The organism is Nonomuraea sp. NPDC054003 (assembly GCF_055585125.1).
The window spans coordinates 620859-641377 of record NZ_JBVJKR010000003.1 but is presented as its reverse complement, the minus strand read 5'-3'; the positions used below and the strand labels follow the sequence as shown (position 1 = coordinate 641377).

General features: G+C 73.4%; 16 protein-coding genes. 5 read left to right on the top strand and 11 right to left on the bottom strand.

The genetic code is table 11. The features are described from left to right. Positions 1-82: 82 nt before the first annotated feature. The 5 genes from ACZ6YG_RS10500 to ACZ6YG_RS10480 form a co-directional block, all read right to left on the bottom strand. Complete coding sequence (locus tag ACZ6YG_RS10500) at positions 83-2692, bottom strand: DUF7824 domain-containing protein (RefSeq protein ID WP_466017780.1); 2610 nt, start codon at positions 2690-2692, stop codon at positions 83-85. Positions 2693-2756: 64 nt separating this feature from the next. Then, complete coding sequence (locus ACZ6YG_RS10495; RefSeq protein ID WP_466017779.1) at positions 2757-3464, bottom strand: thermonuclease family protein; 708 nt, start codon at positions 3462-3464, stop codon at positions 2757-2759. A gap of 112 nt (positions 3465-3576) precedes the next feature. Then, positions 3577-5184 carry a serine/threonine-protein kinase gene (locus ACZ6YG_RS10490; protein ID WP_466017778.1) on the bottom strand — a complete coding sequence of 536 codons (1608 nt, stop codon included), beginning with the start codon at positions 5182-5184 and terminating at the stop codon, positions 3577-3579. A 79-nt stretch (positions 5185-5263) separates the two neighbouring features. After that, positions 5264-5923: a GntR family transcriptional regulator gene (locus ACZ6YG_RS10485; protein ID WP_219545256.1), complete on the bottom strand. Its 660-nt coding sequence runs from the start codon at positions 5921-5923 to the stop codon at positions 5264-5266. Next, positions 5920-7047 (bottom strand): CaiB/BaiF CoA transferase family protein, encoded by a 1128-nt coding sequence (locus ACZ6YG_RS10480; protein ID WP_466017777.1) that lies wholly within the window; start codon positions 7045-7047, stop codon positions 5920-5922. Before ACZ6YG_RS10480 ends, ACZ6YG_RS10485 begins: the two co-directional genes overlap by 4 nt. Before the next feature lie 121 nt (positions 7048-7168). On the opposite strand from ACZ6YG_RS10480, the gene ACZ6YG_RS10475 reads away from it, so the two are divergent. Next, positions 7169-8332, top strand: a complete 1164-nt coding sequence (locus ACZ6YG_RS10475) for an acyl-CoA dehydrogenase family protein (RefSeq protein ID WP_466017776.1) — start codon at positions 7169-7171, stop codon at positions 8330-8332. Between the two features lie 6 nt (positions 8333-8338). Here ACZ6YG_RS10475 and ACZ6YG_RS10470 read toward each other — a convergent pair whose 3' ends face one another. Beyond that, positions 8339-9406, bottom strand: a complete 1068-nt coding sequence (locus ACZ6YG_RS10470; protein ID WP_466017775.1) for a C45 family autoproteolytic acyltransferase/hydolase — start codon at positions 9404-9406, stop codon at positions 8339-8341. A 127-nt stretch (positions 9407-9533) separates the two neighbouring features. Between ACZ6YG_RS10470 and ACZ6YG_RS10465 the strand changes: the two genes are divergently transcribed. Together ACZ6YG_RS10465 and ACZ6YG_RS10460 are read left to right on the top strand one after the other, a co-directional pair. After that, entirely contained in the window at positions 9534-10382 is an 849-nt protein-coding gene (locus tag ACZ6YG_RS10465; RefSeq protein WP_148033199.1) for an aldo/keto reductase, read from the top strand. A 55-nt stretch (positions 10383-10437) separates the two neighbouring features. After that, entirely contained in the window at positions 10438-11778 is a 1341-nt protein-coding gene (locus tag ACZ6YG_RS10460) for a pentapeptide repeat-containing protein (RefSeq protein WP_466017774.1), read from the top strand. 131 nt (positions 11779-11909) lie between these two features. Here the strand turns inward: ACZ6YG_RS10460 and ACZ6YG_RS10455 are convergent, their stop codons facing one another. Both ACZ6YG_RS10455 and ACZ6YG_RS10450 read right to left on the bottom strand, forming a co-directional pair. Beyond that, on the bottom strand, positions 11910-13523 hold the full coding sequence (locus ACZ6YG_RS10455; protein ID WP_466017773.1) for an nSTAND1 domain-containing NTPase: 1614 nt from the start codon (positions 13521-13523) through the stop codon (positions 11910-11912). A 165-nt stretch (positions 13524-13688) separates the two neighbouring features. Continuing rightward, positions 13689-13877 carry a hypothetical protein gene (locus tag ACZ6YG_RS10450; protein WP_148033202.1) on the bottom strand — a complete coding sequence of 63 codons (189 nt, stop codon included), beginning with the start codon at positions 13875-13877 and terminating at the stop codon, positions 13689-13691. Positions 13878-14012: 135 nt separating this feature from the next. On the opposite strand from ACZ6YG_RS10450, the gene fxsT reads away from it, so the two are divergent. Continuing rightward, positions 14013-16517, top strand: a complete 2505-nt coding sequence (gene fxsT, locus ACZ6YG_RS10445) for an FxSxx-COOH system tetratricopeptide repeat protein (RefSeq protein WP_148033203.1) — start codon at positions 14013-14015, stop codon at positions 16515-16517. 9 nt (positions 16518-16526) lie between these two features. Here the strand turns inward: fxsT and ACZ6YG_RS10440 are convergent, their stop codons facing one another. Continuing rightward, the gene (locus ACZ6YG_RS10440; RefSeq protein ID WP_466017772.1) at positions 16527-17795 is read right to left on the bottom strand and encodes an aKG-HExxH-type peptide beta-hydroxylase; all 1269 of its coding nucleotides are present in this window, start codon (positions 17793-17795) and stop codon (positions 16527-16529) included. A 178-nt stretch (positions 17796-17973) separates the two neighbouring features. Then, complete coding sequence (locus ACZ6YG_RS10435) at positions 17974-19122, bottom strand: SGNH/GDSL hydrolase family protein (protein WP_466017771.1); 1149 nt, start codon at positions 19120-19122, stop codon at positions 17974-17976. 138 nt (positions 19123-19260) lie between these two features. On the opposite strand from ACZ6YG_RS10435, the gene ACZ6YG_RS10430 reads away from it, so the two are divergent. Further along, a complete protein-coding gene (locus ACZ6YG_RS10430) occupies positions 19261-19944 on the top strand; it encodes an FAD-binding protein (protein WP_466017770.1) in 684 nt (227 codons plus the stop codon). Between the two features lie 3 nt (positions 19945-19947). Here the strand turns inward: ACZ6YG_RS10430 and ACZ6YG_RS10425 are convergent, their stop codons facing one another. Next, positions 19948-20505, bottom strand: coding sequence for a TetR/AcrR family transcriptional regulator (locus tag ACZ6YG_RS10425; RefSeq protein ID WP_466017769.1), 558 nt, complete (start codon positions 20503-20505; stop codon positions 19948-19950). Between the last annotated feature and the right edge of the window lie 14 nt (positions 20506-20519).

Genomic DNA, 20519 nt, shown 5'->3' with positions numbered 1-20519 from the left:
CAACCTCCTCCTGGCCTAGACCCAGGAGTGAGCCGATCAGGTCACCTCGCCTCCCGCTGGCACAGGCCCGGGGCTGAGCCGATCATCCGCCGAGTTGGGCGTGCAGGGCGCGGGCGGTCCGTACGAAGCGGCTCGCCCCCTTGCGCGCCGCCGCCTCCTCGGCGGCGGGGAGCGGGCCGCGCGCCCCCGCCCGGCGGGCGGCGTCGATCGCGAACGAGAGCGCCTGGGTGTGTGAGGCGTGCGGCCGCTCGTCCGGCCCCGGCAGATAGACCGCCAGCAGCCCGGTCATGATCTGCCACACCTCCCGGTGGGCGCCCCGTTCGGCGCACTCCTCCAGGATCGCGCGCACGTCGCTCATTCTGGCCACGTCCCTGCGCAGGCACAGCCCGAGCTGCCGGCCGCACTCCACGGCGGGCAGGAGCCCGGCGGCGGCGGCGCTCAGCAGCAGGTCCCGGCCACGCTCGGCCACCTGGGCGGCGATCAGCAGCGCGGTCGCCTCACCCACCGGCCCGTCCTGGGAGAACAGCGCGGCCACGTAGCGGTGGAAGTAGCCGGGCCGCTCCCAGATGTTGAGCAGGTGCGGCAGAAGGTGCATGGCCACCGCCTCCCGGTCCGAGGGCAGCGTCAGCCGCCAGGACTCCATGTAGCGGCCGTGGTCCTCGAACGTCCAGGGGCGCGGATCGGACAGCAGCGTGTCGACCAGGGCCAGCCCGGTCGGCTCGACCCGGATGCGCGGGCGCAGCCGCGGGCTGTGCTCACCCTGCTGCCGGTCGTGCGTGTAGTCACCGTTGGCGTGGGACCAGTCCACGCGCAGCTCCGGCTCCGGGCGGGCGGCCAGCCGGCGCGCCAGCGTCGCGCCCGCTTCCGAGGTGAGCTTCCCGGCGCGGTCGATCACCTCCGGGTCCACCTCGCGCGGCAGCCGCAGGAGCGCCTGCCCCAGGTCGGCGGGAAGGGCCTCGGCACCGGCCCGTTCGTACCCTTCGACACGGGCCACCAGCTCGGCGGGGTCGAGGTGGCCGGAGGTCAGGGTGGGGGTGGCCAGCAGGTACGGCGGCAACGTGCCGGCCTTCAGCGCCGCGTGGATCTCGGCGCAGCGCATCAGCATGGCGTAGTGGGGTGCCGAGACGTGACCCGGGGCCGGCAGCCGGTCGGAGCCGGTGTCCGTGTCGCACTCACCGGCGTGGCCGGCGCGAGGGCGCGCCGGGGGTTCCGCCCCGGGGTCGGCGGCCTCGCGCAGCAGCGCCTCGGTCCACTCGGACAAGTGGCACCAGTGGGGCCGCTCGTAGATCCGGCCCCGGCCGGGGCGGGGCCGCTTGGACGGGTCTCGGACGAAGCCGTCGAGCCACCGTTCGAAGACGATGCCGTCGCCGACCTTGTCGTAGGCGGCGGTCAGGTCGCCGAGCGGCGGCGGGAACGGCTCACGGGCCGGCGACTCGAACGGCGGCAGCGGCACGGGCTCGAAGTCGTCGGCCGGCTCCGGCTCGGCCGCCACCGCGCCGTACGCCTCCGGCAGCCGCGCCGCCAGCTCAGCGGGCAGCACGCCCGCGGCCTCGCGCACGGCCTCGGCCGCGGCGGGCGTGAACCGCGCCGCGTGCTTGACGGCCAGGCGCACCGCCCGCTCGCGCACCTCGTACGACTCGCACAGGAACGCCGAGGCGAGCGCGGGGGCGAGGTCGTCGAGGTCGCCGGCCGCATCTCGGGCGGCCCGGTCGAGCAGGGTCAACCCGGCGCGCACGAACTTGCCCTCGGGGCGGAACAGCAGCGCCGCCACCGCCTCGCCGAGATCCGCGCCGCTCAGCCCGCCGACGCCGCGGAGCTGCCGCAGCGCCAGCTCCGCCACCGCGCCCGGCGAGGCGGGCAGCAGCCGCAGGTAGTCGGGGACGCGCCGCTCGCTCGGCGCGGGGGCCAACATCTCGTGCAGACGGGCGAAGAATCGCAGGTCGGTGGCGTCAGCGCCGCGCAGGAACCGGCTCAAGCAGCCGTCGACCAGCGGCTCCGGGTCGAGCCGGCCGGCCGCGACCGCGTCGCGCAGCGCGCCGAGCCAGGTGCGGCGGCTGGAATCCCAGGAGGGCGGGTCGACGTTGTCCTCGCGCAGCGCCCGGCCCACGCCCTCGGCCTCGAACAACCGGGGCACGAGGTGGCCGGCCAGCGGGTCGTGCTCCAGGTCCGGCGGCTGGGACACCCAGGCGACCGTGAGGGGGTCGTGGTGGGGCGGCACGGCGCCGGAGCGGCGCAGCAGCTCCAGGGCCAGCGGCACGCTGTCGTCGCGAGCCTGGGCGCGGCTGCCGCGCAGCCGCAGAGCCAGCCGCGCGGCGAGATCGGCCTGCCAGCGCGGCGGCCGTGCGGCGATCACCCGCAGCAGCGGCCCGGAGTCGAGCGGGCGCCGCCAGCGGGTGAAGTCGCGGCGGTAGAGCCAGGTCGCGACGGCCGCCGCACCGCCGAGCACGCCCGCGCCGGCGACCCGCATGGGCTCGATCCATTCCTCGCCGTCGGTCCACACGCCCCGGCGCCGGTCGCGTTCGGTCACCGCCTTCCTGGCGACGCCGATGTGGCCGGGCAGCCCGTCGGCCACCTCGCGGCGCCCGGCCTCGTCGAGGGACAGCACGGCGTCCGCGACCAGGGCGGGGTCGCCGGTGGTGATGGCCCTGCGCACGCGGGGCCACGCCCCGTCGCCGGGGAGGTGTGTCGTCATGCCGCACACCGTAGAGATCGTCTCCGACAGAACCCGGTGGCCCCGGGTCGGCTCGCCCGCGGGGTCAGCGCTCGCAGACGAGGCCGTCGCCGTCGCGGTCCTGGTACCAGGCGTACTCGGGGTCGCGGCCCCGCTGGTACGGGCCGTAGCCGGCGGCGTTCGCGTCGCCGCAGGTGCGGAAGCGCGGGTCGGTGCCGGGCTTCGGGGTCTTCGTCGGCTTCGGGGTCTTGGTGGCCTTCGGGGCCGGCGTGGACGTGGGCGCGGCGCCCTTGTCGCACTTGCCCGACCAGATGCGCAGCCGCTGCTTCTGGGCCTTGCGCTGCTCGGCGCGCATGATTTTGATGTAGCGGTCGTTCGGCTTGTACAGCACCGCCTTGCCGTAGCCGTAGCGGACCAGGTTGCGGTTGACGTGCACGCCCTTGGCGTTCCACACGTAGTAGAGCCAGCGGCCGTACCGGTCCTTCGGGTCCTTGTCGCGTACGAGGTAGGCGGTCTTTCCGAGCGGCAGCAGCGCGGCGGTCCGGTCGGTCGCCGTCTGGAACCAGCACTGGCCCCGTTCGGGGGTGTCGACCTCCAGGAGCCGGACCCGGATCTTCTTCCCCTTGCGCATGACGTCGATCGTGTCCCCGTCGACGATCTTGACCACCTTCGTGGCGATGGCGCCCTTGGGCAGGCCTGACGGCCGGTCGGCGGCGGCCGCCGGTGCGGCGGCGCCCACGGACAGGATCGCGGCCACGGCGGTGACGGCCCCGGCGAGGGAACGGATGTGCATCGATGCGTCTCCCGTGAACAGCAGGACTGAACGGGATATAGACGCATATGGAAAGCGGAGGGTGTACAGAAATGCGCGCTTGACTCATATTGACCTGGCCGGTCAGCGGTGGCTACCCCGGGATCACGAGGGCGATGAGCGAGATCAGCGCGATCGGTCCCATCACGGCCGCCGACATCACGGTCGCGCGGTGACCGGGCAGCAGACGGGCGAGGATCCGCGAGGCGGCCCGCCGCACCGCGCCCGCGCCCGGCAGCACGAACAGGCCCAGCGTGAACGCGCCCGCGGCCAGGGAGTCCACGTGGCCGGCGCTCAGCGGGCCGGCCCAGTGCAGGAAGACCGCGGCGGCCATGCCGAACGCCAGCGCCAGGAGCGTGTGGCCGAGCGCCACGAGCGCGGCCCTGACCAGCGGCTGCCGGTGCTCGTCGAGGAAGTGGTCGCCGGCGCGCAGCGCCAGCGCGAGCGCCGCCATCGCCAGGCCCACGGCGACCGGCATGATGACGGTCATCGACACCAGCGTCACGAGGATGAGCACGCCGACGAAGTCGCTGCCGGCCAGGAACCTCCGGAGCTCGAAAGGCTGAGACGGGGACGGCGGCGGGGATGGGCGGCGCTCCGCGGACCGGAGACGCGGCCATTTGCGCGGGCCGCTCTCCTCCGGCGCGCTCGCCGCGTACTCGACAGGCGGCAGCAGATCGGACACGGTCTTCCCGTACGGACCGATGCCCGCCCGGGCGGCGGGGCCGGACGAGGAGAGGGGCCCAGACGAGGAGGCAGGCCCAGACGAGGAGGCAGGGCCGGACGAGGAGACGGGGCCCGACGAAGAGGCGAGCCTGGCAGTGGAGGCGGGGACCGCCGAGGCCGCAGAGGAGTGGCCCGGCGCGGAGGCGGGGTCCATGACTCGGGTGCGGTCCGTGCCGCCCGACGGATCGAGCGCCTCGGCCATCCGCAGCAGCTCCCCCGCGCGGGGCCGGGCCACCGGGTCGATCTCCAGCGCCCGGCTCAGCCAGCCGCGCAGCCAGGCCGGGGCCCGGTCGAGCTGCGCCCGCCCTTCCATCGTGTTGTAGCAGACCGCCTCGAACGTCCCCGTCCCGAACGGCGGCAGCCCCGTGGCGGCGAAGAACACCGTCGAGGCCAGCGCGTGCACGTCGGCCGCCTGGGTGATCTGCGTGCCGCGGATGATCTCCGGGGCCAGGTAGCCGGGCGTGCCGACGAACATGCCCGTCCGCGTCAGCCTGACCGCGTCCACCAGGTGCGCGATGCCGAAGTCGATGACCAGCGGCTCGCCGCCGGACAGCATGACGTTGGAGGGCTTGAGGTCGCGGTGGATCACGCCGGCCGCGTGGATGTCGACCAGCGCCCGGCACAGCCCGAGGGCGAGCCTGATGACCTCGCGGGCCTCCAGCGGCCCCTGGGTCAGCACGGTCTCCTCCAGCGTGCGGCCGGGGACGAACCGGGTCACCACGAACGGCTGCCCGCTCGTGAGCTCCGCGCCGACCACCTCGGCGACGTACCGGCTGCGCACCCGCCGCATCGCGTCGACCTCGCGGAAGAGCCGGTCGCGGGCCTTGAGATCGGCGGCCACGTGCGGGTGCAGCACCTTGATCGCGACCTTGTGGCCCGCCCCGTCGAGGCCGAGGTGCACGACGCCCATGCCGCCCTCGCCGATCTTCTCGATCACCCGGTACGGGCCGAGTTGCTCCTGCGCCTGCGTGCTCATTGACCGACGTCATCCTCCGTGTCGAGCTGTCCGAGATGCACAGTAAGCGAAGAACGGTGCGCGCGCGTCCCTTCGCAGGTCAGGACAGCAGGGACTCCAGCTCGGCGACCGCGTGCGCGCGGTGGACCGTCAGGGTGGCCACGGCCTCGTCGGCGTCGCGGCGGCGGAGCGCGTCGAGGGTGGCGCGGTGCTCCTTGACGACCCGCTCGCGGTTGGCCGGGCCGCCGTAGTACATCGACCGGTAGGCGTCGGTGGTGTCCCACAACGTCCTGATCAGGCGGGACAGCCGGGGCATGCCCGCGCAGTCGAACAACGTCATGTGGAAGAGCCGGTTGGCGGTGGCCATGGCGAGCACGTCGCCCGCGTCGGCGGCCCGCTCGACGTCGTCCTGCGCGGCCCGCAGCCGGTCGAGGTCGGCGTCGGCGAGCCGGGCCACCGCGCGGCGCACGGCCTCCTCCTCCAGCAGCTCGCGGATGCGGTAGACCTCGCGCAGGTCGTCGAGCGAGAGCGTCTCGACCGAGTAGCCCCGGTGGGCCTCGTAGCGGACCAGGCCCTCGCCCTGGAGCGTCTTCAGCGCCTCGCGCAGCGGGACGCGGCTGACCTGGAGCTCCTCGGCCAGCGCGTCCTGCCTGATCGGGGCGCCGGGGCGCAGGCGGCCGGTGGTGATGGCACGGCGCAGCTCGCCCAGCACGAACTGCTGGGCCGTCGGCGGCCTGCGCCGCGCCTCATCCGCACTCATCCCTCCAATATCCCACGAACCCAATCCCCGTCCTGTCCGAGCGCAGGGGGCGGCAGGCGGTAGGCGGGCGGGGTGACGCCGAGGCGGATGGGGTTGGCGACCTGGCCCACGCCGTCGATCTCCACCTTGGGCTCCAGGCCGAGTTCGCCAGCGAGGGCGAACGCGGCGGCCAGGTCGTTGATCGGCCCGCACGGCACCCCGGTGGCGGTCAGCAGCTCGAACCACTCGTCGGCGGTGCGCGCCGCGAGCGCCTTGTTCAGCTCGTCCACGAGCCGGTCGCGGGCGGCGACCCGGCCGGCGTTGGTGGCGTATCCGGCGTCCCCGGCGAGGTCGGGCCGCTCCAGCACCTCACAGAGCGCCACGAACTGCCGGTCGTTCCCGGCCGCGATGACGATCGGCCGGTCGGCGGCCTGGAACACCTCGTACGGGACGACGCTCGGATGCCGGTTGCCCATGGCCCGCGGCACGACCCCGGCGGCGGCGTACGCGGAGGAGTGGTTGGCCAGCGCCGACAGCACCGAGGACAGCAGCGAGACCTCGACGTGCTGGCCCTCGCCGGTGCGGTCGCGGTGGCGCAGGGCCGCGAGGATGCCGAGCGCGGCGTGCAGGCCGGTGATCACGTCGACCACGGCCACGCCCGCCTTCGTGCCCTCGCCGCCGGGCTCGCCGGTGACGCTCATCAGCCCGCCGACGGCCTGCGCGATCAGGTCGTAGCCGGGCAGCGCGGCCCCCTCGCCCGACCCGAACCCGGTGACCGAGCAGGAGACCAGGCCGGGGTTGAGCGCCCGCAGCGCCTCGTGGCCGAGGCCGAGCCGCTCCATGGTGCCCGGCTTGAAGTTGTCCACGACCACGTCGGCGCGGGCCGCCAGCGCCCGCGCGACCTCCAGGTCCGCCTCGTCGCGCAGGTCGAGCGCGATCGACCGCTTGTTGCGGTTGACCGCGAGATAGTACGTGGCCTCGCCGCCGGGGGCGTAGGGCGGGCCCCAGTGGCGGGTGTCGTCGCCCGCGCCGGGCCGTTCAACCTTGACCACCTCGGCCCCGAGGTCGGCGAGCAGCATGGTGGCGTACGGCCCGGCCAGCACCCGGCTGAAGTCGGCGACGAGCAGCCCGTCCAGCGCGGTCACGCCGGCGCTCCCAGGTAGACCGTCACCGTCCGGGTGAGATTCAGAACGTCCATAGGCAAAGCACCCTAACTGTGGCATATTGGATTTTCAATATTGGATCCAAAATACGGAGGCTCGAAGGATGATCTCCCCCACCGCCCTGTTCGCCCTCGACACGCTGCTGACCGAGGAGGAGCGCGAGATCAGGAACACGGTCAGGCGCGTGTGCGACCGGGAGATCCGGCCGCACGTCGCGGACTGGTTCGAGGCCGGGGAGCTGCCCGTCAGGGAGCTGGCCCGCACGCTCGGCGGGACCGGCGTCCTCGGCATGCACCTCGACGGCTACGGCTGCGCGGGCATGGGCGCGGTCTCGTACGGGCTGGCCTGTCTGGAGCTGGAGGGCGCCGACTCCGGGCTGCGCAGCCTGGTGTCGGTGCAGGGCTCGCTGGCCATGTACGCGATCTGGAAGTACGGCAGCGAGGAGCAGAAGCAGCGGTGGCTGCCCGGCATGGCGGCCGGCGAGCTCATCGGCTGCTTCGGCCTCACCGAGCCGGACTTCGGCTCCGACCCGGCGCGGATGCGCACCAACGCCAAGCGCGACGGCGGCGACTGGGTGCTGAACGGCACCAAGCTGTGGATCACCAACGGATCGGTCGCCGACGTGGCGGTCGTCTGGGCCCAGACGGACGACGGCATCCGCGGCTTCCTGGTCCCGGCGGGCACGCCCGGCTTCACGGTCAACGACGTCAAGCACAAGATCTCGCTGCGCGCCAGCGTGACCAGCGAGCTGGTGCTCGACGGCGTCCGGCTGCCCGCCGACGCGATGCTCCCCGAGGCCAGGGGGTTGCGCGGGCCGCTCGGCTGCCTGAACGAGGCGCGCTTCGGGATCATCTTCGGCTCGATGGGCGCGGCGCTCGACTGCCTGGAGACGGCGATCGCGTACGCCGCCGAGCGCGAGGTGTTCGCCAGGCCACTCTCGTCGTTCCAGCTCACCCAGGAGAAGCTCGCCGACATGGCCCTGGAGCTGGGCAAGGGCCTGCTCCTCGCGGTGCATCTCGGGCGGCTGAAGGAGGCCGGCACGCTGACCCCCGAGCAGGTGAGCGCCGGCAAGCTGAACAACGTCCGCGAGGCCATCGACATCGCCAGGAAGTGCCGCACGCTGCTCGGCGCGAGCGGCGTCACCCTGGAGTACCCGGTGATCAGGCACTCGGTGAACCTGGAGTCGGTGCTGACCTACGAGGGCACCTCGGAGATCCACACGCTGGTGCTGGGCAAGGCGCTCACCGGGATCGCCGCGTTCGCCTGACAACCGTCAGAAGACCTGCCAGGTCGTCCCGGTGACCTGGCAGGGCCCGCCCTGGTGCACCAGCAGCCGCCCGGCGGTCACGTCCAGCCCGATGGTCGCGAGCGTCTCCCACCGCTCGCCGAGCGGCAGCGCCGGGTCCGGGTGGGCGCACACGGGCGCCCCGCCGGGCGCGTGGCTCATCATGGCCAGCGCCCGCCCGGTGACGTCCTCGCCGCCCAGCTCCGCGGCGTGGTCGCGCAGATGACGCAGACGGGCGTACGTGCCGGGCTCCTCGGCGCCTAGCCGTTCCCCCTCCGCCAGCGCGGGGTCGAGGAAGTGGTTGCAGTGCAGCAGCACCCCGCCGGGGCCGGGCGGCACCACGGCCACGCCCGCCGGGGAGATCTCGATCGCCCCGGCCCCGCCCGCGGTCACGGCCGTGATGACGGTCGAGGCCGAGACCGTGGCGGAGCGGGCGAGGTCGGCGGCCTCCTCGACGGTGGCGGCCTCGTCCAGGATGCGGCGGGCGATCAGGTGGACGGGCACGCCGGGATCGGCCCCGTCGGCGCCGTGGCGCAGGATGTTGAAGTGGACGCCCAGGCCCGCCGTGTTCACCCCGATCTTGGCCAGCGCCCCCGCCTCGGTGAACGTGCGCACGCCGTGCCCGGGGCGGGCCTCGTACGCCCACAGCACGGGCGCGTCGCGCAGGTGGCCGAGCCAGTCCCAGGTCTGCACCGTGCGCGGGGGCAGGCCGTCGCCGGGCAGCACGACCGAGGTCGAGCACTCCCCCCGGCCGGCCACGTCGAGCGCGGCCAGGATCTCGGTGCGGGCGTTGACCACGGCGACCTGCCACGGCTCCAGCCCCGCGCCGGCCGCGACGCCGCCGATCTCGTCGGCCAGGTGGGGCGCCCAGCCGGCGGCGCGCTCCAGCGCCCGCTCGCCCCAGGCGCGCACCTGCTCGTCGGTGGCTCCGGCGGCCGCGAACAGGGCGTTGTAGCCGGCGAGGTTGGCGGCGACGGCGCCGCGCAGGCGGGCGCCGAGCTCCGCGCCACGGGCGCGCGGCTCGGTCTCGGTGGAGGTGAAGGAGGGAAAGGTCATGACCGGTCTGTCGCGCCCTGGATCGGCTTGCACATGTCTGTACCGTACGCACCCGCGCACGGAAGGCCACCACCCGGGGCCACCCCCCGGTTGACCTGGAGCGCGCTCCAGGCGACAAGCTGGTCCCATGCAGACACGTACCATCGGAAACCGCCGGGTGAGCGCCATCGGGCTCGGCGCGATGCCCATGTCGGTGGCCGGGCACATGCCCGACGAGGACCAGTCGGTCCGCACGCTGCTCGCCGCGCTGGACGCCGGGCTGACGCTGATCGACACAGCCGACGCCTACACGCCCTCGCACGACGATCCCGGCCACAACGAGCGGCTGGTCGCCCGCGCCCTGTCGCTGTGGTCCGGCGACGCCGGCGACGTGCTGGTGGCGACCAAGGGCGGCCACGTGCGCACGCCCGGCGGCGGCTGGGACGTCGACGGCCGCCCCGAGTACCTCAAGCGGGCCTGCGACCGGTCGCTGAAGGCCCTGGGCGTGGAGAGCATCGGGCTCTACCAGCACCACCGGCCCGACCCGAAGGTCCCGTACGAGGACACGATCGGCGCGCTGAAGGACCTGCACGACGCCGGCAAGATCGAGCTGGCCGGGATCTCGAACGCGAACCCGGAGCAGATCAGGCTCGCCCACGCCATCCTGGGCGACCGCCTGGCGAGCGTGCAGAATCAGTACTCGCCGCGCTTCCGCTCCAGCGAGCCGGAGATCGACGTGTGCGCCGAGCTCGGCCTCGCCTTCCTGCCCTGGTCGCCGCTCGGCGGCATCGGCCGCACCGGCGAGCTGCGCGACGCCTTCGCGGAGATCGGAGAGGCACGCGGCGTCTCCCCGCAGCGGGTCTGCCTCGCCTGGGAACTGGCCCGCAGCCCGGTCGTCATCCCGATCCCCGGCGCGAGCCGTCCGGAGTCCATCCGCGACTCCGCCGCCGCCGCGACGCTGGAGCTGACCGCGGAGGAACTGGCCCGCCTGGGCTGAACCCGCGGCGTCCTGTTCCCGCGCTGCGCGGGGGCGAGCATCTACCGTACAGATCGTGGACTATCGCAAGCGCGCCGTATGGGGTGGCATCGCGATCGTGCTCGGGTGCTCGGCCGTCATCGCCGTTTCGGTGTTCCTGTTCTGGCCGCTCACCGACATGATCGCCGAGCATGACGTGCAGGGTGTCGCGGAGGCGGACCGGGCCAAGGAGTTACGCCTGGCCAGAGACGCGGCCAGGGGCCGGATCATCCAGGTCGTGCTCGGCCTCCTGGCCGTCGGCGGCTTCGTCTACACCGCCCGCAACTTCACCCTGGCCCGGCAGCAGAGCGAGCTCAACCGGCGCACCCTGGAACTGGCCACCCTGCAGGCCCGGGAGCAGACGGAGACCACCAGGCGGACGCTCGAACAGAGCGAGAGCGCGCAGATGACCGATCGGTTCATGCGCGCGATCGACCAGCTCGGCAGCGACGCCGTCGACATCCGCCTCGGTGGCATCCACTCACTGGAGCGCATCGCCCAGGACTCCGCCCGCGACCACCCGGCCGTCATGGAGGCGCTGGCGGCCTTCGTCCGGCGCGCCTCACAGGCGTGTTCCGGCGAGCCGCCCCAGGACCTGCAGGCGGCGGTGACGGTGCTGGTGCGCAGGAAGGCCGACGCCGACAGAGGGCCTGTGAAGCTGTCCGGCGCGCGGCTCGACCGCCTGGACCTCGCGGACGCGAACCTGGCGGGGGCCGATCTGACCGGCGTCACCCTCACCGGAGCCGACCTCCGGCGAGCCGATCTGGCGTGCGCGGACCTGGCCGGAGCCGACCTGGGCGGGGCCAGGCTCGGCGGAGCGCGCCTCGACGGGGCGAAGCTGGCGCGCGCGTCGCTGCGTACGGCCGACCTCACCGATGCCGGGCTGCCGCACGCCGAGCTCGTGGACGCCGACCTGGGCGGCGCTCGCCTGCGCCGGGCCCGCTGCGCGCAGGCCGTCGCCCGCGGGGCGTGCCTGGCGGCCGCGGATCTGTCGGGGGCCGACCTGACCGGCGCCGATTTCTCTGGGGCCGACCTCAGCGGCGCGGTCATGGAGGACGCCGATCTGACGGGCGCCGTGCTGGCGCGGGCGGCGCTGCCCGGGGCCCGCGCCGACGGGGCCGTCATGTCGGGGGCCGTGCTCAGTGACGCCGTCGCCAGCGACGCCTCCCTGTGCCGGGCGGACCTGACCGGGTGCCGGCTCACCGACGCCAACCTGTCGGGAGCCCGGCTCGCCGGCGCCCGGCTGGACGGGGTGGACCTGACCGTGGTGAAGCTCGTCGGGCTGGATCTCACCGGCGCCCTGGCGGCAGACGGAGCGCGGCTGCCGTCCGGCTGGCGGCGCGAGGCGGACGGCAGGCTGATCCGCCGCCTCGCCTGACGCCGCCTCGCCTGACCGTCGCCTCGCCTGACGCCGCCTCGCCTGACGCGGCCTCGCGGCCTCGCCCCGCCTTGCCTGACCCCACCTCGCCTGACGCCGCCTCGCCTGACGCCGCCTCGCCTGACGCCGCTTCAGGCCGGGCGGCCGCTCATCTCGGCCATGAGGCGGCCGTGCAGGATGCGTGCCTCGTCGTCCTCGGCCGCGGTCATCACCGAGCGCAGGATGGCGACGGCCGCGGCCCGCTGGCCGGCCTCCGCCAGCGCCCGCGCCAGCTCGATCCTGATGAACGGGTCCGCCGGCAGCCGCCCGGCGGCGGCACGCAGCAGCCCCTGAGCCGCCGCGACGTCGCCGCGCGCGAGCGAGAGCCGGCCGATGGCCGCGAGCATCACCCCCACGGCCGCCTCGTCCTGCTGGGTCTCCAGCAGGACGAGCACCCGCCGGTAGGCCTCCTGGGCCTGCTCCAGGTCGCGGCGGGCAAAGGCGAGGTTGCCCAGGACGGTGTGCGCGTCGATCTGCACGCGGATGTCATGGGCCGCCGCGGAGGCGGCCAGGCGTGCCTGCCTCTCGGCCCTGGCCGGGTCGCCGTCCGCCAGGGCGTCGGCGGCGGCCCGCAGCCGGTCGGCGGGCCGGGTGACCGGAGGGGCGAGCGAGCCGGCCCGATGGGCCAGTTGCCCGAGGGGTTCGAGCAGGCGCCGGTCGGCCACCTGGTAGGCCGGCCCGTCGCCGGCCCGCAGCACCCGCAGGACGCCGCGGCCGCTCAGCGCCCTGAGCACCGCGTTCGGCAGCCCGGCCGTCTCGGCCGGGCCCTGCGGCTGGACCTGCGCCTCGCCGTCGGGCGCCACGAACCGCGTGGCGGCCCAGGAGCACAGGCGGACCGGGTCGCGCTCGAAGGCCGCCGCCACCTCGCCGATGGCCGTCCACAGCGCGTCCCGGAGTGCCTCGTCCACGCTGACCGGCCAGTCGCCGGACAGCGAACTCTCACCTTCCGGCCATGTCCGCCACATCCACCGGCACACGGCCTGCAGATGCAGCGGATTGACGGCCGGGGCGCGCTCCCGTGCGCGCTGGGTCCCGGAGTCGTCGACGATCCGTACGGTCAGAAGCTCTTCCACCAGAGCCTCGGCCACGGCGGGGGGCACGGCGCGGCCGGTGGCCTCCCGCACGGGCTGCCCGATCGCCTCGGCCGCCGCACGGGGCGTCAGCCCGCCGAGCCCGAACAGGGCGACGTCGGGGAAGCCGTCGCCGGCCTCGTCGAGCAGCGCGTCGAGCCGGTCGTCGCGGACGCACAGCAGCAGGTGCACGTTGCGGGCGGAGGCCAGCGCGGCGAGGAGCTCGCGCCGCTCGTCGTCGTGGTCGCCGAGGTACATGTCCTCGATCTGGTCGACGGCGACGAGCAGGGGCTTCGGCCCGCGTTCGGCGAGGCGCAGGATGCGCCGGATTCCGGTCGGCGGCAGGGAGGTTTCGGGCACCCAGGTGCGCAGCAGGGTGCGCACGAGCGAGTTGGGCGACGGGACCGCGGCCTCCGGGAAAATCGGCCCACCCAAAACTCGACCCACCGGCAGGACATTCGCCCCGAGTCTCCACAAATAGGGCATAACTCCACCATGGAGAAGTGAAGTTTTTCCTATACCTGCTGGTCCGTACAGAATTGTCAAGTTTCTGCTGCGCCACAGTTCGGAGACGCGCGCCGACTCCTGGTCGCGCCCCGTGAACAGCAACTCTTCGGCCGGCCGGTAAGGACGCATGCCAGGAAACGGACATAGTTCGCTAAATGCCGTGACGCTATTCGCGGCCATGGTCAGCGCCTTGCGAGGAGGGACACTGCAGCAACGATAGAGGACCCCATCGGCATGGCGCGCACATCCAGGTGATCGCCTCGCCCGCGAGGCGCGCCCGCCGTCTTCCGCGTCTCACGGTGACTCATCCCCAGGCCGGGGAGGGTCGCCTCCGAAGAGGGGCTCCGCGGGATCGGCGTCCGCCGCGAGGATGCGCGCCACCATCTGATTGAGACAAGAAGGGTCAAGTGCATCGGTATTGGACAAACTGGCATCGGTCAGATCGATGATTTCGGTCTCGACGTCGCGCGAAAATTGCGCCATCGCGGCCCTTTCCCCTTCCGTTCGACCCGTCGAACATCATCACCGACGACCGCAGCCGTGGCTACTCTCTTCCCTGCTCAAAAACCTTGGCTTTCATGTCTACGATGGCCGTGTGCTGAGTTTTATGGAGCGGTCATGACCGAGATGCGGCGCAGACCTCAGGTGTGGGGCCGGATTCCTCCCCGCAACAAGGACTTCACCGGCCGCGAGGATCTTCTTGAGCGGCTACGCCAGGGCGTCAGCGGCAGCGTCACGGCGGTGCTGCCGACCGCGCTCCACGGGCTCGGTGGAGTAGGGAAGACGCAAATCGCCGCAGAATATGCGCATAGGTATAAATCGGACTATGACCTCGTCTGGTGGGTGCCGTCCGACCAGCCGATGCTGATCGCCTCCTCGATCGCCCGGCTCGCGCCCCACCTCGACCTGCCCAAGGCCAACGAGATCGGCGTCGCCGAGTCGGCCGAGGCGGTCGTCGAGGCGCTGCGCAGGGGCGAGCCCTACGACCGGTGGCTGCTCATCTTCGACAACGCCCACGCGCCGGAGTCGATCATGCAGTACGTCCCCGACGGGCCCGGGGGCATCCTGATCACCTCGCGCAACTTCGCCTGGGACGGCGTCGTCAGCACCCTCACCGTCGACGTGTTCTCCCGCGAGGAGAGCCGGCGGTTCCTCGACCGGCGCGTGCCCGGCATCGGCGGCACCGAGGCGGACGCGCTGGCCGAGGCGCTCGGCGACCTGCCGCTCGCGCTCGACCAGGCGGGCGCCATGCAGTCCGAGACGGGCATGCCGGTGCGCGAATACCTGACGCTGCTGCGCGACCAGACCGGCAAGCTGCTCGCCGAGGGCAGGCCGATGGAGTACGACGTCCCGCTGACGGCGACGTGGGCCCTGTCGGTGACCACCCTGCGCGAGGAGCAGCCGGACGCGGTGGAGTTGCTCCACCTGCTGGCCTTCTTCGGCTCCGACCCGATCCCGCGAGACGTCTTCAGCACCAGCCGCGGCACCGTCGAACCCCCGCTGTCCGGCATTCTCGACGACCCGCTCAGGTTCAGCAGGGGCGTGGGTGCGCTGGGCCGCTACGCGCTCGTGCAGATCGACAGGGAGAACCAGACCCTGCTGGTGCACCGCCTCGTGCAGGCGCTGCTCAGGGAGGACGTCAGCGAGAGCGAGCGCGACCGGTTCAGGCTGAACGTCCAGCGGCTCCTGGCGGCGGCGGTGCCCGGCCCGCCTGACGACACCGCCACCTGGCCGACCTTCGCGCGGCTGATGCCCCACCTGGAGCCGTCGGAGATCGCCCGGTCCGCCGATCCGGCCGTCCGGCGGCCGATGCACGACATGGTCCGCTACCTCTACCAGTCGGGAAACGCCCCCGGAGCGCTCTCCCTGGCCAAGGCGTGCCTGGAGGCGTGGGAGGCCGACCCCTCGTCCGACGCGCGCGACCTGTGCACGATGAAGCGGCACCTGAGTGTCTCGCTCCGCTTCGTGGGCGAGTACGAAGAGGCCTTCAGGGTGGGCTCGCAGGCGCTCCAGGACGCCGAGACCGCCCTCGGCGCCGACGACGAGGAGACGCTGCGGCTGACCAACAACCACTGCACGGACCTGCGCGCCATGGGGCGCTTCTCGGAGTCGTTCGCGCTCGCCACCTCCGCCGCGCAGCGCCACCGCGACGTGTTCGGCGACGACAACGAACGCACCCTCAGGATGCACACCAGCCTGGCCCTCGACCTGACGCTCACCAGCCAGTACGAAGAGGCCGAGCGCCTGCTCAAGCATGTCTACGGCGCGCTGCGCGACCTCTACGGCACGCCCAACCACCCGACCGCCCAGATCGTCATGAACAACCTCGTACGCGTCATCAGGCTCCGCGGCGACTACGCCGAGGCGCGCGAGCTCGGCGAGGACGTCTACGCGGTGGGCGTGAGCACCCTGGGCGCCGACCACCCGACGACGCTGCGGGCCGCCAGCGACCTCGCCGTGGCCATGCGCAAGGCGGAGTCGGGCAGTCCCGAGGTCCTGCACTACGCCGAGGATCTGGTCCATCGCTACCGGCGTCTCATGGGCGACCGCCATCCCGACAAGCTCGCCGCCGAGATGGCCCTCGTCAACGCCTACCGTGAGGCCCGGCGGATCGACGAGGCCATGCCGATCGCCGAGCTGACCACGCTGGCCTACGCGCACGTCTACGGCACCGACCATCCCTACGCCCACGGCTGCCGGGGCAACCTGGCGCTGCTGATGCGGCTGGCGGGCGAGCATGCCAAGGCCCACGACCTGCACGAGTTCATCGTCACCCGGCTGAGCGAGCTGCTCGGCCCCACCCACCACTACACGCTGACCGCCGTGCTCGGCCTGGCCGGCGACCGCGCGGCGCTGGGCAAGCTGGACCGGGCCGTGGACACCGGAGAGCGGGCGCTCGACGAACTGCGGCGGTTGCTCGGCCCGGACCACCCGATGACGCTGGGCTGCATGGCCAACCTCGCGCTCGACCTGTCGGACCTGGGCAGGGCCGACGACGCGCGAGCCATGCGCGCCGAGGCGCTGGAGGGGATCCGGCGACGGCTGGGCGACGGGCACCCCGCGCACCAGGCGGTCGTGAACGGCGGACGGCTCGACTTCGACTTCGACCCGCCGCCGATCTAGCGAACGGGGTCAGACCCGCGCCTCGCCGCCGGCCCGGCCGAAGTCCCGCCGGTGCCGGTCGGCGGCCTGGCGCGCGAGCTCGGCGGCGCGGGCGGGCACCTCCTCGTCATCGAAGGCGCGGAGGGTCGCCATCATGCCTTCCATGAACCGGCGCCCGACCGGGGTCAGCGCCGAGCTGTCGTAGATCACCCGCGCGGTCGAGGCGGCGGCCGCGCGCCAGCGGGCGAACTCGGCGTGCGCGGTGAGGCTGTCGTCCACCTGCCGCTGCCGCCGCCAGAAGCCCGCGACGCCGAGATGGGCGTACGTGCCGTGCAGCAGACCGCTGATCGGCCGCGGGTCGTGGCGCCACGGCGCGTAGTAGCGCGCGCCGGGATCCACCGCGATCAGGTCGACCAGATGGAGAAGCATGGTGAGCTTGGCGTGCTGCACCTCGTGCACCAGTGTCGCGGCCAGGTTGGGCGCGCTCGACGGACGGGCCAGCGCGACGCAGCCGAAGGTCGTGCGCGACGTGCCGCTGGCCGGCCATCCCCCTCCCGCGATCGGCGCCATGACCGAGATCATCGTGCCGATCTCGTCGGCGGACCGCGCGTGGCCCGCCCGCAGGATCTCCCAGGCCTCCTGGAGCACCTCGCGCCAGGCGGCGACCTCGGCCGCGGTGAGCCGCCCGGCCAGCCGGCCCTCCCGCGGAAACCGGTAGGGGTCGAGGTCGTCCAGCACGAGATGGAGGTCGCCCAGCGGGTGGCGCGCGGTGAGGCGCCGCAGCCCGAGCCATCCCCCGCCGTCGCGGGCGGGGTCGGCGGGGATCTCGACCCGGGACCGGGCGGAGGTGATCGCGCCGCCCTCCGGGGTGATCTCGATCGAGCAATCCGCGCCGCCGATCGAGGCGCGGCCCAGCGAGGGGAACATGAGCTCGCCCGAGCGCGCGGTCACGCGGGTCTCGAAGGGCACCCGCGCCCGGAGCGCCGCGACGGCCGCCAGAACGGCCGGCCGGCTGGGCTGCGGAATGTGGTCGCGGTCGCGTAAGGCGCGTGATGCGGCCAGCGCCCACGCGCCGACGGCGGGGTAACGCAGCAGGCGATCGACCTGCCGGGGAGCCGTCTCGTGCATGCGGGCCAGCGCTTCGAAAGCGCCGCCGGTCGCCTCGGCGCCGGCCGCTGCCTTGACGAGCACGAGATTGCGGTCGCGGGCCGCGTCGGCCAGAAACCGGCCGGCCGCGGCACCCCCGTGACCGGCGGCGAGGGACTCGAACATGTGGTGCGGAATCACGAGACGATTCACGAATATCTGCCCCGTTCGATCGTGCGCGTGGAAAAAGGATCGCCCCGGAAACTGTCCGTGGACAACTATGCCATGGGAAAGAGCGCCATTCATGAGGCGGCCGTCGGAAATCGGAACCACGCCTAACAATGATCTCAACAGTCACGACTGTGGCGGGAAAAGCGCGCGGATCCGGGTCTCAGGCCAGCAGGCTCGCGGGCACGGCGTGGGCCAGGGTCCGGTAGCCCGCCGGGGAGAGGTGCAGGTGGTCGCCGGCGTCGCAGGCCCGGAGCAGCCTGCGCGGGTGGGCCGGGTCGCGCACCGCCCGGTCGAAGTCGATCACCGCGTCGAACACGTCACCGGTGCGGATCCACGCGTTGACCGCCTGCCTGGCGGCCTCGCGGCGGCCCCGCGAATCGTCGTAGGGATGGCCGCCCAGAGGCGTGAGCGTGGCGCCGTACACGAGGATGTCGTGCGCGTGCGCGCGCACGGCGATCTGCTCGTAGGCGGCGACCAGGTCGGCGGCGACGCTCTCCTGGGCGTCGACGTCGGCGGTCCCGAGGTCGTTGACCCCCTCGAACACGATCAGCCACCTGACCCCGCCCAGCGCGAGCACGTCGCGGTCCAGCCGGGCCAGCGCGCTCGGGCCGAGTCCGTCGTTGAGCACCCGGTTGCCCCCGGCTGCCTGGTTGGCGATCGCGAAGCCGCCCAGCCGGTCGAAGAGCTGGTCGGGCCAGCGGTCGTTGTGGTCGGTCGTCGACCCTCTGCCGTCGGTGAGCGAGTCGCCGAGGAGGGCGAGCAGCGGCGCCGGCGCCTCCGCCTCGACGCCGCTCAGGAAGTACCAGTGCTCCACCGGCGTCGCGCCGGCCAGGTCCGCGCTCCCGGTCTGGTCGCCTCCGGCCAGGTGGGAGGTGGTACGGGAGCCGGGATGCGAGGTGACGTCCTCCGGCGCCCGGCCGTCGGCGAGGTGGAGGCTCACCGTCAGCACCGCGCCCGCGACCAGGGGGAGGTCCACCGGGTCGGACACCACCTGCGCCCCGGCGGGCACCACCGCCGAGGGCCGGCCGTGGAACGTCACCGCCCGGATCGTCTCCGGCACGACCGCGCTCTCCCCTGCCCGCCCGCCCGCGGGCAGCGCGACCGTGACCCGGGTGAGGGGCAGCGGCGTCCCGCCGAACGCGTTGGAGAACCGCAGCCGCAGCCGCTCGCCGCCGATCGACACCCGCACGGTCTGCCGCAGGGTGCTGCGGGCCATGACCGGGCCGCGCCCGGCGTACGGGGCGGGCGGCAAGTTCTCCGGTTCGGTGAGCTGCGGCGCCGACGTCCACGTGTGCACCCAGCGCCCCACGCGCTCCCCCGAAAGTTTCGCCCGCCGAATGATGATTTTTCAGCCTACGGCAGGCGTTTGACTCCACGCTCGGCGATCACGCAGACTGGCCCGTACCGGACAGTATTGTCCGGTATTGCGGATCCGGAGGAGAGCTGGATGAGCGACCAGTGGGACTACCTCGTGGACGTCCTCGTCGCCGAGCGGTCCATGCCCTTCGGGCTCATGGTGGACGCGCGCGGTGACCGCTTCGCCAACGAGTCGGAGTCGTACGTCGACCTCGGGCACCACATGCTCCGGCACGACATGCCTGGACCGATGTGGCTGATCACCGAGGCCCGCCACGCGCGGCGCTACCTGAACACCTCCCTGCTCGGCCACAAGATGGAGTGGACGCGGGCCGGCATCCTCTTCGAAGCCGCGTCGCTGGAGACGCTGGCCAGGAAGATCGACGTGGCGCCGGAGCGGCTGCTCGCGACCGTCGAGCGGTTCAACGGCTTCGCCCGCACCGGCGTGGACGAGGACTTCGGGCGCGGCCGGACCGTCTACGACAACTACTACGGCGACCCCCGGGTCAGGCCGAACCCGAACCTGGGGCCGCTGGAGAAGGGGCCGTTCCGGGCCGTCCGGGTGCATCCCGGCGACCTGGGCACCAAGGGCGGGCTGCTCACCGACGAGCACGCGCGCGTGCTGCGCGAGGACGGCTCGGTCGTCACGGGCCTGTACGCGGCGGGCAACACGACGGCGTCGGTCATGGGGCGCACGTATCCGGGGCCCGGCTCGACCATCGGGCCTGCCGTCGTCTTCGGCTATCTCGCGTCGCGGCACGCCGCCACGCGGTGACGCTCAGGGCTCGACGCCCCGGCGCAGCAGGGCCCACATCCGCTCGGCCGTCGCGGGCCGCTCCGGCGCCGGGACCTTGGAGAGCAGCAGGGCGAGCATGCCGACGACCAGGATCAGGTCGCCGGCCGTCACGCCGTCGCGGACCCGGCCGGCCTCCCGCGCCGCCGGGAGCCGGGCCGCGAGCAGCTCGGCGACGCGCTCGCGCAGCTCCAGGATGCGCTCGTCGGGCTGCGGCGGCATGGTCACCATGGCGACGAACGCGGTGGAGGCGATGGCCTGCTCGGTGATCAGGGCGAGCAGGTCGTCGAGCGTGGCGCCGGGGCGGGCGGCGAGCGACTCGAGCTCGGCCACGCTGTCTTCGAACACGGCCAGCGCGAGGCTGACCCGGTCGGGGAAGTGGCGGTAGAGGCTGCCCTGCCCGACACCGGCCGCGCGGGCGACCATGCTCAGCGGCGCGTCGTAGCCGGCTCCGGCGAAGACCTCGCGGGCCGCCGCGATGAGCGCCGCGCGGTTCTCCGCCGCGGCGCTCGGTCCGCGATTCGGTCGACGCTCGGCAGGCATGGCGGCTATCGTAG